Origin of the sequence: Paraburkholderia sp. JHI2823, from assembly GCF_038900695.1 — a bacterium.
GTDB classification, from domain to species: Bacteria; Pseudomonadota; Gammaproteobacteria; order Burkholderiales; family Burkholderiaceae; genus Paraburkholderia; species Paraburkholderia mimosarum.
Genome location: NZ_JAYMRY010000020.1, coordinates 33,747 through 46,493, shown reverse-complemented (window position 1 = coordinate 46,493; position 12,747 = coordinate 33,747). Strand labels below are relative to the sequence as shown.

The window sequence follows — 12,747 nt, the reverse complement described above, 5'->3', positions numbered from 1 at the left end:
CCATGGACATTCATTTTCAGCTGTATATCGACGGCCAGTTCGAGCCCGGCGCCGCCACGTTCGGCAGCGTCAACCCGGCCACGGGCCACGTGTGGGCGCAAATGCCCGAAGCGCGCACGCAGGAGGTCGACCGCGCCGTCGAGGCAGCCAATCGCGCGCTGAGCGATCCCGCATGGGCCGGACTCACGGCTTCGGCGCGCGGCAAGCTGCTGCACAAGCTGGCCGGGCTCGTGGAAAAGGCCGCACCGCGACTCGCTGAAATTGAAACGAACGACACAGGCAAGATCATTCGCGAAACGTCGAGCCAGATTGCTTACGTCGCCGAGTACTACCGTTACTACGCGGGCATTGCCGACAAGATCGAAGGCAGCCATATTCCCGTCGACAAGCCGGACATGCAGGTCTGGCTCGAACGGCAACCCGTTGGGGTAGTCGCCGCGATCGTCCCCTGGAACAGCCAGCTGTTCCTTTCCGCGGTCAAGCTCGGGCCCGCGCTCGCCGCGGGATGCACAGTAGTCCTGAAGGCTTCCGAGGAAGCGGCCGGTCCCCTGCTCGAATTCGCGAAGCTCGTTCACGAAGCGGGTTTCCCCCCGGGCGTCGTCAATGTGATCACGGGCTTCGGGCCGGAATGCGGCGCCGTGCTGAGCGGCCATCCGAAGGTCGACAAGGTCGCCTTCACCGGTGGCCCCGAAACCGCACGGCATATCGTCTCGAACACATCCAGGAATCTCGCGAAGGTGTCGCTGGAACTGGGCGGCAAATCGCCCTTCATCGTATTCGCCGACGCCGATATCCAGAGTGCCGTGAACGCACAGGTCGCGGCCATTTTCGCCGCAAGCGGCCAAAGCTGCGTGGCGGGCTCGCGGCTCCTGATCGAGGCCTCCGTCAAGGAGCGGTTCCTCGAACTGCTCGTGGAGCGGGTCTCGCGCATTCGCGTGGGCTCACCCAACGAGATGACGACGGAATACGGGCCGCTGTGCACTGAACGGCAACTGCGCAACATCGAGAAGATTGTCGAGCGCTCCGTGAGCCAGGGCGCGAAGGTGCTTGCCGGCGGCAAGGCACTGGAGCGCAACGGCTATTACTACGCGCCTACAATTCTGGACTGCACGGGCGTGAGCAACGCGGACAGCGCCACGACCGAACTATTCGGCCCGGTGCTTTCAGTGGATACGTTCTCTTCCGAGCACGAGGCGATCGAGAAGGCGAACAGTACCGCTTACGGACTTGCCGCGGGCATCTTCACGACCAATCTCACGCGCGCGCATCGAGTTTCGCGCCGCGTGCGCTCGGGCATCGTCTGGATCAACACGTACCGCGCAGTTTCGCCGCTCGTGCCGTTCGGCGGGTTCGGGCTTTCCGGGCACGGCCGCGAGGGTGGCATGGCCGCCGCGCTCGAATACACGACGACGAAGTCCGTGTGGCTTCGCACCTCGGACGAGCCGATCAGCGATCCGTTCGTGATGCGCTGATTCGTTGCGGCTTGTCGTCGACATCTGCCTTTCTCCGCCGCGCTGCTCGTATGCCGTTCATTGCGCGAAGCGTGGCTTTTTCTGCGCGCTGAAGGCAATTCGTTGTCGGTTTCCCCTGAAGGCATCTGCCGGTAGCATTGAAACTTGGGAGTTCGATCATGCAAGAAGATGATGCACTGTTCCGCAAAGGATTGCCGATTCGGCGGGAAGTTCTCGGCGTGGCGTATGTCGATGCGTCGATGGAAAAAGCCGATGCCTTCATGATGGCATTCCAGCGCGCGACCACGGCGTGGGCATGGGGGTGGGCATGGGGCGACGAGACCCTCGATCGCAAGACGCGCAGCTTGCTTAATCTCGCGATGTTGACTGCCGCGGGACACACCAACGAACTCAAGCTGCACGTGAAGGGCGCGCTCAACAACGGCGTGAGTGTTGACGAAATCAAAGCGACGCTTCTGCACGCTACCGCTTACTCGGGCATCCCACACGGCCTCAGCGCGTTCAAGGCAGCGCACGAAGTGCTGATGGCTGAAGGGGCGTTGAAGTAAGCGCCGATGATCGAGCCATGTTGCACCGGGTTGGCAACATAGGCTCGATGTAACGTCTCGCGCGGGAAAGCCTCCGCCGACACGTGCTCGATGCGCTGCCAGTCCGTCTGATACAGCCGGTGTACGGCTGCACGTGGACGGCCACAGCCCCTTGCGGGGCACCGTCATCGAAAACCCACCCACGTCACGAGGCGCTGATCACCGCAACGTCCGGCACAGTTCCGCGCATCGCGCAGTGAACGGCGCAATATGCGGAGCCGGCACGGGCACCCAGGCAGCCGGGACCGGCCGCTAAACCGCGGTCGCTGAGCCGCCTGAAACGGCCGGCTACTGAGAAGTAGTGAGCTTCAGGTTCGGTCGCAAATCGTGCGGCATCGTTTCACGTTGCCTATTATGTCGGTCCGATACCTGTTCGATGCCGGCCTTCACGACTTCTTCGCAAAACGAAATTCGCGTGCGGTAGTAGTCGGCCTGCAATTGGGCATCCATGACCCGCTGTTCAGCCTGGAACAGTGCCATGCGCAATTCACCCAGCGCGCGTTCAGCCTGCTTCTCCGGCGTTGGGGCATTGTGTGCAATCAGGTTTGAAAGCCAGCGCAGCATGAATGAGCCCTCCTGTCTTCGATTCCGCAATCGCACACATCGAGGGCCCTTGCAGGCCGCGCGCGGTGGTTGCGAAAAGACTATCAGAGTGCAAAGAACGCCGTGTGTGCCCGAACGAACATGTTGTAGAAATGACGCAACAGCATGCGACTGTATGACTTCGCAGTGAATCCATTTGCCGCAGTCAACGCGCTTGATCGTTTCTGAAAATGGCGATCGTCTATTCATTGGTAATACTATAAAAGAGACTCTAGATTCTCTCGTCGTGAAGAAGAACAGGTTCTGGCGCGCCATGCCCGCTTGGCCTGGCAGGATTTCGCAGTGTCCGAAGCGGGCAAAAAGGCAGATTGCAACGTGATATTGCTGCATTGCAAACGTCTGCTGAAATAATCCATCGGCTTGCGACAAACGCCCATTCCCTATGCGGGTATGTCCTGGTTATTGCCTGCAGACCCAAGCCTGTCGCGGCTTTGCCGATTTGCTCCCGCGCCGGGAAGCGGCTTGCTCCAACAAACCATTGACATACGCCAACCCGCACCTAGAATGGACATTGCTGCATCGCACCACTGACTCTGTCTTGTGTCTTGTTGCCCGTGAGCCGTTTTCGTGGACATCCGGGCACTTCCCCCTTTCATGGAGCCATTGATGAGCGGTCTCACAACGGAACAGCATGTCGCAACGCAGAAAGCCAGTGTCGACACATCGTTTGCTCTCCTGAACAAAGCGTTTGAAGGCATTGACAGATTGGCCGAACTGAATGTGCAAGCGGTCAAATCGGTCCTCGCTGAAAATCAGGAATTCGTCATCAAGGTTCTTTCGGCCAAAGATCCTCAGGAAACGTTTTCACAACAGTCCATCGTGGCCCAACCTGGCGCTGAGAAGGTGCAGTCGTACTGGCGCGACGTCTACGAAATTCTTTCAAAAACCCAAGCCGAATTTTCTGCGCTCGCCCAAGCGCAGTTGCGCTCCTTCATCGACGGACTCACGAAAAATGCGCCGCCGGGAAGCGAAGCCGCAGTGACGGCATGGACGACATTCGTCACGAGCGCGACCGATACGGCCAATTCGATGTACGAGACTGCGGCGAAAGCGGCAAGGCAAGCAGTGGAGACGGCGGAAAGCAATCTCAACGCCGCGTCTACTGGCAAACCGAGCCAACAGACGCTCAAACCCGTCGCACCGATTGATAAAGAATAGACCGTTGGAAGTCAATAGGTAGCGCCAGAACGGGAACGCAAATGCCTGGCGACTGTTTTGCGTACGATCTGGGGCTGAACGGCACGATATCGGGCAGCGGCGTGGGGACCTGGCCATCGAGCAGCTAGGAAGCCCTGGTGCACGCTGTCCGCATTTGCCGCCAACCAAGGGTTTTCCCCGGGGCGACTTAGCCGTTTCATTCAAGGCTTTGCGCACGACCTGCCACACAATCGGTTAACACGGCCAGCGCCCCGCTTCTGTCCGGCGCATTGAGCAGCAGCTGTCGTATCGAATTGACGACGGAACGTGGTGCCAGGAATGCTTCTAGTGTGCCTTGAAATTGATGCGGCGAAGCACGTCGCGCTGTGCCCACGCGGGCATCTGCTGCGCCCGGGCGAATCGGCCTGAATTTCCGGCGTTCGCCAGCATGGCCGGATTCATTTTTTCGCTCTGATAGCTGGAGTGGAACAGTCCCCCGACGGCACCTCTGAAGGTGGCGTTGTGTGTCTTGGCCGGCGCCACTACGGGCCGGATTTTTTTGACACCGCGGGCGAGCCCTGGCCGAACGGTGAATGGGGAATCCTAATAGACAATGTGTTTTGGGTCGATCCTTTCAGTTGGCCGGTGCCGGGCGACAAAAGCCGATCCGGAACGCCGATTCTTCCGCAAGCCGGCTCTCGAACGGTGGCTTGTCATGTGCAACGCGCGTTGCCTGCCGCACGGACACTGCGAACAAAGGATCATTGAATGGCAAACACGCAACGCGCGTAGACACCATCGAAAGTACAACCAGACGCAGGGGGACCGAACATGTGGCGACTGCTTGCAAGCCTGATTGCCCATCAGGCTCCGACTCCCGAGAAGCAGGCTGAACGCGAAGTGAAGGACTTGCGCATGGACCTGTTTCAGGCCGAGCAACAAGTCATGCATGCGCAGATCCGCGTGGACTACTACCGGGCCCGCCTGGCCTTCATCGAGGATGTGGCGCGCAACGGCATCGAGCAGGTATCCGACCAGCGCAAGGGATGCCGCGAAGAACGCGAATATGCCGTCCGGCCCGGGTTCAAGCTTCAAACGGCGCAGTCGAACTTATTCGAGAGGATCATCGGCGCCGGGCAGAAAGGATGACAAGCGCGTTCTGCCGTGTGCCTGTCTGATCAATGCGCGCGGACCTCAATTTATTCTCGGAGCAGCCGATGCACGAGACTGATTCACCGGATGCCGGAACGCCGCGAGCGAGGCCGCCTCTTGTGCTCGCTACGAAGATCGTTCCGCCGCGGCTTCCCACTGGCCTGATCGAACGTCCGCGCCTCGTCCGGTTCGCCGCGGGCGCGGAGAACAAACGGCTCACGGTGATCAAGGCGCCGGCCGGGTTCGGCAAGACGTCCCTCGCGCTGACGTGGCTCCAGCCGCTACGTGCACGGGGCGTGTCGGTCGCATGGCTGTCGATCGACGCCGGGGACGACGAGCCCGTGCGCTTCGTCTATCAGCTCGCTCAGGCGCTTCGGCACGCCTGCGGCAACGTCGGCGAATCGGCAATCGGACTCGCAGCGGCGGCCTCCCTCGCGCCAGCCCGATCGATCATATCGGCGCTCATCAACGAGTTGGCAGCGCTCGACGAAGAGGTCTGCATTTTCCTCGACGACTACCACCTCATCAGCCTCCCGGCCGTCCACGACGCACTCTGGTTTCTCATCGAAAACATGCCGTCGCACGTGCATGTGGTGCTCTGCACGCGCATGGCCCCCCCGCTGCCGCTCGCCCGCTTGCGTGCCGGCAACGGCTTGCTCGAACTCGATGTGTCGATGCTGCGCTTCGACCTCGAGGAAACGCGCCGCTTCGTCGAACATGAACATCCGGGCGAACTGCAACCCGCCAGCGTCAAGTCGCTCTTCGCACACACGGAAGGGTGGGCGGCGGCGCTGCGCATTGCCGCATCGGTACTCTCGCGCGAATCGGGCAAGCCACACACGGAGCTCGCGCCACCCTCCGGCGCGTCATATCCGTTCGCCGCCTACCTGCAGGACATGGTCGATCGCCTGCCTTCCCCCATGGTCGAATTCATGCTGCGCACGTCGATACTCGATCGGCTCACGGCACCGCTGTGCGAGGCGATCACCGGCGTGAAGTCGAGCGAGGCGATGCTGGAGTCGATCGCCGCACGGCACTTGCTGCTCGAACCGATGGACACGGACGGCAAGTGGTTCCGCTTTCATCACCTGATGAGCGAGTTCCTGCGACAGCGCCTGCAAACGCAGCACGCCGGCGAAGTCGCCGACCTGCACCGCCGGGCGTGCCAGTGGTACTCGAAACAAGCGCTTTGGATCGATGCGGTGAAGCATGCGATCTCCGCTGGCGACACCGAAGATGCCGTCTCGCTGATCGGCCACTGCGCGATGACATTGGTCGCGAAAGGCGACCTGCTCACGCTTCTCGGCTGGCAACGGCAGTTTCCGGCACGGCTGATGCGCTCGCAGGTCAAGGTCACCCTGGCGATAGCATGGGGGATGGCGCTCGCCATGCGCTTTGACGAAGCGCTACCCCTGCTCGATGCGATCGAGCGCGAGGCGTCCAGCACGAGTGCCGATCCCGACAGCATCCATTCGGAATGCCTGGCAATCCGGGCGGTCGTGGCTGCCTTCCAGGACGATGCGTACCGCGCGCTCGCGCTTGCCGAACGGTGCCTCGAAAGACCCTCGACCAATATCTGGACCACCAATGTGGCTTCCTATGTGGCGCGTTTCGGGCACTGGAAGGCGGGCAATCTCGAAGCGCTCTATGCGGTGCCGTGGATCCCGTATTCGAGCGAGGAGAACCCGCGCAACGTCTTTGCATCCGTCTATCGGCTGTGCATGCTTGGCCACGTGGAAATGCAGCAATTGCATTTCCCGCTCGCGGAACGCTACTTTCTGGAATCGATGCGGCTTGCCGAACATCACGCCGGCCCGAAGTCGATTGCCGTTGCCCTGGTGGCGCCGATGATCGGGCAGCTCCGCTACGAGCAAGGGCGGCTCGACGAGGCCGAGGCCCTTGCCGCCGACCTGATGTCGGTGGTCGACGCCGCCGTGTTTCTGGACAGCGCACTGATTGCTTACTGGTTGCTCGTGCGCATCGCCGTTGCACGCTCCGACATCGTGCAAGCCCACGCGTTGCTCGATCGTGCCCAGAAGCTGAGCTATGCGCGCCAATGGGATCGGATGAACGCCGCCGTCCTCATGGAGCGCACGCGGCTATGTCTCGTCGAGGGGCGCGTCGCGGAGGCCACCGCCGGCGTCGCGCAACTCGACCGGCTCGCGGCTTCGGCGCAAGCGGCCGGAAGTTCCGCGGCGCCGGATATCGCCACCTACTGGGGCTTGGCAGCGGCCTATCTGGCGATGGCACAGGGGCGCGCGCAGGACGGCGCCGACGCCTTGAACGCCGCGCTGCAGACCCTCGAACGCCAGCGCGCCAGCTACTTCGCGTTGCGACTTCGCGTCGTGCTTGCGATAGTGTGGATGACGGCGGATGAGCGTGCGCTGGCCGTCGAGGCATTCATGGAAGTCCTGAAGGCGGGTGCACAGGTGGGTCTGTACCAGACCATCGTCGAGAAAGGTCCGGTTATCGTCCCGTTGCTGCAAGCGGTTCGCGACGAGATGCGCGTCACGCAACAATCGAAGGAACTCGTCGCTTATGTCGATCATCTGCTCGACAGCAGCCGCGCGTTATACGAACCCGTCGAAAAGGCCGATCGCAACGCCGAGCGCGACCCGCTCAGCATGAGGGAACGCGATATTGTCCAGTTGATCGCACGCGGGCAGTCGAACAAGGAGATCGCGCGTACGCTGGGCATCGCGCCCGAAACGGTCAAGTCTCATGTCAAGAGCGTGTTTGTGAAGCTCGCCGTGGAAAAGCGCGCACAGGCGGTGGCGCGGGCACAGTCGCTCGGGCTCGTGGAAAGCGTCTAGCGCGCGTCGATGCGCTTCACGTCGCGACGACAAGTATGAGCGCATGCAGCAGCACGCCAACGGTGCCCCCGACCAGCGTGCCGTTCACGCGCACGAACTGCAGATCGCGCCCGATCTCCACTTCGATCTTGCGGCTCACCTCTTCGGCTTTCCAGCTCTTCACGACATCGGTGATGAGAGTGGAAAGCTGATGGCGATAGCGCACCACCAGATCGCGCGCCACTTCGAGCCACCATGCGTTCAGCTTGTGCTGGATTGCGCGATCCTCGCCGATGCTCTTGCCTAGCGCCGTCAGCACGGCCGCCACCATACCTCTAACTACGGATTCCTTACCATTGATATCGGCATTCACGCGCTCACGCGCCGCGACCAGCAGGCGATACGCGTAACCCTCGCGCTGGAAATACCGGATGCACTCGCGCGTCAGTCTGTGGCCGAAACGGCGATAGACCGCCGATGTCCGCAGCTGGAGGGCCAGGTCCTGCACAGCCTTGTCGAACTGGTATCTGAGCTCGTGGTCCGGTCTCGCCGCCACTTCGTGCAGCAATGCGACTATGCCGTCAACGAATTTCCTGACGATCCACGCGTCGAACGGTGCAGGCGTGTATTTCGAGGCCTCGCTGAACTTCGCCTTGATCAGGTCCACGTTGGTCGACAGCCACGCTTCGAAGCCAGCGAGCCCCCGCTCCAGCAGCGGCTGATGATGATCGCCCTCGGTCAGCACCTTGAGAATCTCGCTAGCCGCGCGGGACACGTCGAGCGTTCGCAGCTGCGGCGCCGCCACGTGCTCGAAGAAGCGTGCGGCGTCTGCCTCGTCGATTCCATCGAACAATCGAGGCAGCGAATCGGCCACCACATCGCCGACCGCGCGGCTGTTCACCGGCTCGGCGAGCCACATGCCCAATGCCCCTGCGGCGTTATGCTCGACCAGCCTGCCGATGATGAGCTCTGGCGTGAGGAAGTTGGTCTCGACGAAGCTGCCCAGGCTTTCGGCAATGCGCGCCTGGTTCTCGGCAATGATCGCCGTGTGCGCGATGGGCAAACCGAACGGCCGCCGGAACAGCGCGACCACCGCATACCAGTCGGCCACTGCGCCCACCGTGCCGGCCTCCGCAAACGCCCGCACCCAGCCAAGCCACGGATGCTGCACCTGCCATGCAACGCATGCGAGGAGCACCGCGACCATGACTGCGAGCAGGCAGGTCGCGATACGCTGCATCTGTTTGAGCCGTTGTATCTTGCGTGCATCCGATGCCGCTTGCGACACGCTCAGTAGGTCATTCTCGCCTTCACTCATGGTTCATGGCGTTCAGGCTACATCCTGCCGCAGGAAACGGCGCACGACGGGCGCCACCTCTTTCGCGCGCGCGACGAGGAACAAATGGCCGTCGTCGATCACGTAAAGCGTCGCATTGCGAATGCGAGCCGCCAGAATCTTCGCGTTCGCCAGCGGCACAATGGGGTCGTCGTTTCCGTGCATCACGAGCGTCGGCTGACGCAAAGAGCGGAGCCACGGCAGGCTCGTCCAGCCGTAGGCGGCGAGCAGTTGATAGAGATAGCCGCGACCGCGCGGCGCCTGAATATGTCGGCTATGTGCGTCGAGCAATTCGGGGTCACGGCGGTACACTCCGCCGTAGATCTCCGCACCCACTCGCTTCAGGTAGTCCCGATCGGTATAGCGGCGCGCACCGATCAGCTTCGAGAGCACCGAGAGCCGCGCCGGCACCATGATCATACCGGGCGAGGTCGCCGCGAGAATCAGCCTGCGGCAACGCTGCGGGTACAGGTGGGCGAATTGCTGCGCGAGCGCGCCGCCCCACGAAACGCCCAGTACGTCGACGCTCGCGTCGTGCCCCAGCCGCCTGAGTAGCTTCTCCGCCAGCACGCAGAGCGTCGAAAAGCGGTAAGGCATGAGCGGCGCGGGCGAGCCGCCGACGCCGGGGACATCGAAGATGACGACGCCGACGTCGCCGAGCGCCTCGACGAACGGCTCCACGAGTTCGAGGTTTGCACCGATGCCGTTGAAAATGAGCAGCGGCGGCGAAGCGTCGCTGCCGTGCCGCACGCCGACGCGCAATACCTGGCCATCCAGATCGACGGTCCGTAGCTGCATGCCGCTGACCGAATCGCTGCTTGACTCCGGAGTGCCAGGCATTGCTTTCATCTTGTCGACCTCTCGACAGGACGCCTCACCACGCGATGCGTAGCTGGAAACATCGGCGTTTTTCATTGCCGCTTCCTTTCTATTTCTTCGACTGCACGAGCGCCTTCAGCTCCTCGACGTGCTCGGCCACGCGCTTCGTGACGACCGCAACGCTGTCCGATTGTGCCCGGTAAGCGGTATCGACGAGGTCCTGAATATCCGCGAGCGACTTCTTCACGGCCTGCTGGACCACTTCGCCGGTATTTGCGGCCGGCGCCGCATCTTGCGCCGCTGGCTTGGTGATGAGCGATTGCAGCCCGGAGATCGCCGATTGCAGAATCGCAACCTGCTTTTGCGCGATCGCCTGCACGCCGCTCAACGCGGCGCTGCTGGCGAGGCCAAGCGCTTCGATATCCTTGCGGCCCGACTCGAGAATGGCGGCCAGATCGATGCCGGGCAGTTTGAAGCGCGTGATTGCCTTCGTGTATTCAGCGAGAACATTTGCCGGTTGGGTCGTTTCCATGTTTAAGACTCCAGAGTGACAAACTACGTTGATGAAGTGACGCTAAAAAAAGTAGCGGAAATTGTCACGCTTCCGAGACGTAGGTTCCGGGCGCATCGGCGAGCGGCGCGTGCCGACGGTTGCCGAGCGATGCGGGTGCCGCTTTGCGCTCCCCGGAACGGCTCGCGATCCACTCTCGCCAGTCGTTCCACCACGAATCCTTTTCGGCCTGCGCCTTGTTGAGCCATTCGTCCGGATCGGCGGGCAGTTCCGGGTTCAGGTAGAACTTCGCCTTTGGATTGCCCGGCGGATTGATGAGGCTCTGGATGTGTCCGCTGGAACTGAGCACGAAGCGCGTATCGCCGCCGAACGTACGCGCCGTGTTGTACACACCCTTCCACGGCGTGATGTGATCGGTGACGCCCGCCACCACGTACTTGTCGCATGTCACCTCGGACAGATCGATCGGTGTGCCGAGAACCGTGAACGCATGCCGCTTGCCGAGGAGGTTGCCCGTGAAAATGTCGAGTAGCTGGCCATGAAAACGCGCAGGCAGGCGCGTGGTGTCGTTGTTCCAGTAAAGCACGTCGAACGCGGGAGGCGCCTTGCCCAGCAAATAATTATTGACCCAATAGTTCCATACGAGGTCGTTAGGGCGCAGCCAGGCGAACACGCGCCCCATCTCCTCGCCGGCAAGGACGCCACGCGCCAGGCTAGCCTGTTTCGCTGCCGCAATCGCTTCCGGTGTGGCGAACAGCCCGAGCTGCGAATCGGCGGTATTGTCAAGCAACGCCACCATCAGCGTGATGGCATTGACCGTCTCTTTGCCGCGGGCCTTGAGGTGCCCGAGCAGCGCCGCGATCGTCATCGCGCCGGAGCATGCGCCGTGCAGGTTGACGTCCTCGCTGCCGGTGATTTCCCGAATTGCCTTGATGGCTTCGAGGAGCGCCGCGACATAGGTGTCCATGTCCCAGTCGGCTTGTGCAGCCGTCGGATTGCGCCAGCTGACGGCAAACACCTGGAACTCGCTCTTCACGAGGTGGTTGATGATGCTCTTGCCTTCGGCAAGATCGAACACATAGTACTTATTGATCTGCGGTGGCACGATCAGTTGCGGGCGGCCGTAGACCTGCTCCGTTGCCGGCGCATACTGGATGAGTTCGAGCACTTCGTTGCGAAACACCACCGATCCCGGCGACGTCGCCAGATTCTTTCCCACCTGGAACGCGTTCTTGTCGACCTGTGCCGGCATGCCATGATTCTTCAGGATATCGAACAGTGCGTTCTTCAGACCACCCACCAGACTCAAACCGCCGGAATCGACGACATGCTTCAGCGCTGCCGGGTTGCCGAGCAGCATGTTCGTGGGCGAGAGCGCGTCCGTGAAGAGCGAGAGCACGAATTGCGCGCGATCCTTGCTTTTCGCGTCCAACGCCGAGCGATCGACGAAGCCGGCCAGGGCGTTGCGCCACGCTAGATAGCCCTGAAGCGTCTTGCGGTACAACGAATTGTCCTGCCACGCCGGATCCGCGAAGCGCTTGTCGCCGGGCGGCGGCGCGCTTGGCGCATTGCCCGCGAGCGTGGCTATCAGTTCGCGCACGAGCGCCGCTTCCTGCTCCAGCACGAGCGCGGGCTGCCGCAGAGCCTGCGCACCGAGCCGCTGCGCCGTGGCCAGAATGTCCCATGGACGCAACCCCATCAATGGAGTCAGGCCGCACATGCCCTTCACCACAGACGGCACGAGGTCTTCCGAGTCGTCCTTTTTCACCACGCTTTCATTAGCTACCGTCATGCTGCCGCTCCTCCATCGACGTCGTTGTGTATCATTTCGCGCTTTCCCTATGCCGTCGTTTTGGCCGCGTCAGGCCACGAGCATCGCGAGCGTATCCGCTACCAGAGCCGGCTTTTCCTCGCCCTCGATCTGCAGTTCGTTCATCGTCTTGAGGATCACGCGACCGCCGCCCTTCTTCTCCACCGAAACCAGCGTCACGCGGTTGCGTACGCGCGCGCCAGCCTTCACGGGCGTCATGAAGCGCACCTTGTCCAGCCCGTAATTCAGACCGGCAGACGCGCCCTCCGGAATCAGCCCGATTTCCATTGCAAGCGGCGCGAGCAGCGAAAGCGTCAGATAGCCATGCGCGATCGTGCCGCCGAATGGGCTCTCGCGTTTTGCGCGCTCGGTGTCCACGTGAATCCACTGCAAATCGCCCGTGCAGCGCGCGAACGCGTCGATGCGCGCCTGGTCCACGACGACCCAATCCGAAACGCCCAGCTCGCGGCCGATGAATTCTTCTATCGTGGCGAGGCGATAATTCTCGATGCTCATGTCATTTGCTCC

At 62.0% G+C, this 12,747-nt stretch carries 11 protein-coding genes; 5 read left to right on the top strand and 6 right to left on the bottom strand.

Annotation, left to right across the window (positions count from 1 at the left end; genetic code table 11):
• Positions 1 to 2: 2 nt before the first annotated feature.
• Together VSR34_RS21325 and VSR34_RS21320 are read left to right on the top strand one after the other, a co-directional pair.
• Positions 3 to 1,472 (top strand): aldehyde dehydrogenase, encoded by a 1,470-nt coding sequence (locus VSR34_RS21325; protein WP_342963403.1) that lies wholly within the window; start codon positions 3 to 5, stop codon positions 1,470 to 1,472.
• 158 nt (positions 1,473 to 1,630) lie between these two features.
• Positions 1,631 to 2,020: a carboxymuconolactone decarboxylase family protein gene (locus VSR34_RS21320; protein ID WP_342963402.1), complete on the top strand. Its 390-nt coding sequence runs from the start codon at positions 1,631 to 1,633 to the stop codon at positions 2,018 to 2,020.
• Positions 2,021 to 2,347: 327 nt separating this feature from the next.
• Here VSR34_RS21320 and VSR34_RS21315 read toward each other — a convergent pair whose 3' ends face one another.
• On the bottom strand, positions 2,348 to 2,623 hold the full coding sequence (locus VSR34_RS21315) for a hypothetical protein (protein ID WP_028213516.1): 276 nt from the start codon (positions 2,621 to 2,623) through the stop codon (positions 2,348 to 2,350).
• 645 nt (positions 2,624 to 3,268) lie between these two features.
• On the opposite strand from VSR34_RS21315, the gene VSR34_RS21310 reads away from it, so the two are divergent.
• The 3 genes from VSR34_RS21310 (at position 3,269) to VSR34_RS21300 (ending at position 7,764) form a co-directional block, all read left to right on the top strand.
• Positions 3,269 to 3,820 (top strand): phasin family protein, encoded by a 552-nt coding sequence (locus tag VSR34_RS21310; RefSeq protein WP_342963401.1) that lies wholly within the window; start codon positions 3,269 to 3,271, stop codon positions 3,818 to 3,820.
• An 810-nt stretch (positions 3,821 to 4,630) separates the two neighbouring features.
• Complete coding sequence (locus VSR34_RS21305) at positions 4,631 to 4,948, top strand: hypothetical protein (RefSeq protein WP_042291351.1); 318 nt, start codon at positions 4,631 to 4,633, stop codon at positions 4,946 to 4,948.
• A gap of 122 nt (positions 4,949 to 5,070) precedes the next feature.
• Positions 5,071 to 7,764, top strand: coding sequence for a LuxR C-terminal-related transcriptional regulator (locus VSR34_RS21300; protein ID WP_342963400.1), 2,694 nt, complete (start codon positions 5,071 to 5,073; stop codon positions 7,762 to 7,764).
• 16 nt (positions 7,765 to 7,780) lie between these two features.
• Here VSR34_RS21300 and VSR34_RS21295 read toward each other — a convergent pair whose 3' ends face one another.
• The 5 genes from VSR34_RS21295 to VSR34_RS21275 form a co-directional block, all read right to left on the bottom strand.
• Entirely contained in the window at positions 7,781 to 8,983 is a 1,203-nt protein-coding gene (locus tag VSR34_RS21295; protein ID WP_342963399.1) for a DUF445 domain-containing protein, read from the bottom strand.
• Between the two features lie 90 nt (positions 8,984 to 9,073).
• The gene (phaZ, locus tag VSR34_RS21290; RefSeq protein WP_342963480.1) at positions 9,074 to 9,919 is read right to left on the bottom strand and encodes a poly(3-hydroxyalkanoate) depolymerase; all 846 of its coding nucleotides are present in this window, start codon (positions 9,917 to 9,919) and stop codon (positions 9,074 to 9,076) included.
• Positions 9,920 to 10,007: 88 nt separating this feature from the next.
• Positions 10,008 to 10,430 carry a phasin family protein gene (locus VSR34_RS21285; RefSeq protein WP_342963398.1) on the bottom strand — a complete coding sequence of 141 codons (423 nt, stop codon included), beginning with the start codon at positions 10,428 to 10,430 and terminating at the stop codon, positions 10,008 to 10,010.
• A 64-nt stretch (positions 10,431 to 10,494) separates the two neighbouring features.
• Positions 10,495 to 12,129, bottom strand: a complete 1,635-nt coding sequence (locus VSR34_RS21280; RefSeq protein WP_342963479.1) for an alpha/beta fold hydrolase — start codon at positions 12,127 to 12,129, stop codon at positions 10,495 to 10,497.
• Between the two features lie 141 nt (positions 12,130 to 12,270).
• On the bottom strand, positions 12,271 to 12,735 hold the full coding sequence (locus VSR34_RS21275) for a MaoC family dehydratase (RefSeq protein ID WP_028232285.1): 465 nt from the start codon (positions 12,733 to 12,735) through the stop codon (positions 12,271 to 12,273).
• Positions 12,736 to 12,747 lie beyond the last annotated feature (12 nt).

What these genes read in the sequence shown, in the direction of transcription:
- phaZ (WP_342963480.1), bottom strand. Translation starts at nt 9,919, where the DNA reads ATGCCTGGCACTCCGGAGTCAAGCAGCGATTCGGTCAGCGGCATGCAG.
- VSR34_RS21325 (WP_342963403.1), top strand. Translation starts at nt 3, where the DNA reads ATGGACATTCATTTTCAGCTGTATATCGACGGCCAGTTCGAGCCCGGC.
- VSR34_RS21275 (WP_028232285.1), bottom strand. Translation starts at nt 12,735, where the DNA reads ATGAGCATCGAGAATTATCGCCTCGCCACGATAGAAGAATTCATCGGC.
- VSR34_RS21320 (WP_342963402.1), top strand. Translation starts at nt 1,631, where the DNA reads ATGCAAGAAGATGATGCACTGTTCCGCAAAGGATTGCCGATTCGGCGG.
- VSR34_RS21280 (WP_342963479.1), bottom strand. Translation starts at nt 12,129, where the DNA reads ATGTGCGGCCTGACTCCATTGATGGGGTTGCGTCCATGGGACATTCTG.
- VSR34_RS21295 (WP_342963399.1), bottom strand. Translation starts at nt 8,983, where the DNA reads ATGCAGCGTATCGCGACCTGCCTGCTCGCAGTCATGGTCGCGGTGCTC.
- VSR34_RS21305 (WP_042291351.1), top strand. Translation starts at nt 4,631, where the DNA reads ATGTGGCGACTGCTTGCAAGCCTGATTGCCCATCAGGCTCCGACTCCC.
- VSR34_RS21285 (WP_342963398.1), bottom strand. Translation starts at nt 10,430, where the DNA reads ATGGAAACGACCCAACCGGCAAATGTTCTCGCTGAATACACGAAGGCA.
- VSR34_RS21315 (WP_028213516.1), bottom strand. Translation starts at nt 2,623, where the DNA reads ATGCTGCGCTGGCTTTCAAACCTGATTGCACACAATGCCCCAACGCCG.
- VSR34_RS21310 (WP_342963401.1), top strand. Translation starts at nt 3,269, where the DNA reads ATGAGCGGTCTCACAACGGAACAGCATGTCGCAACGCAGAAAGCCAGT.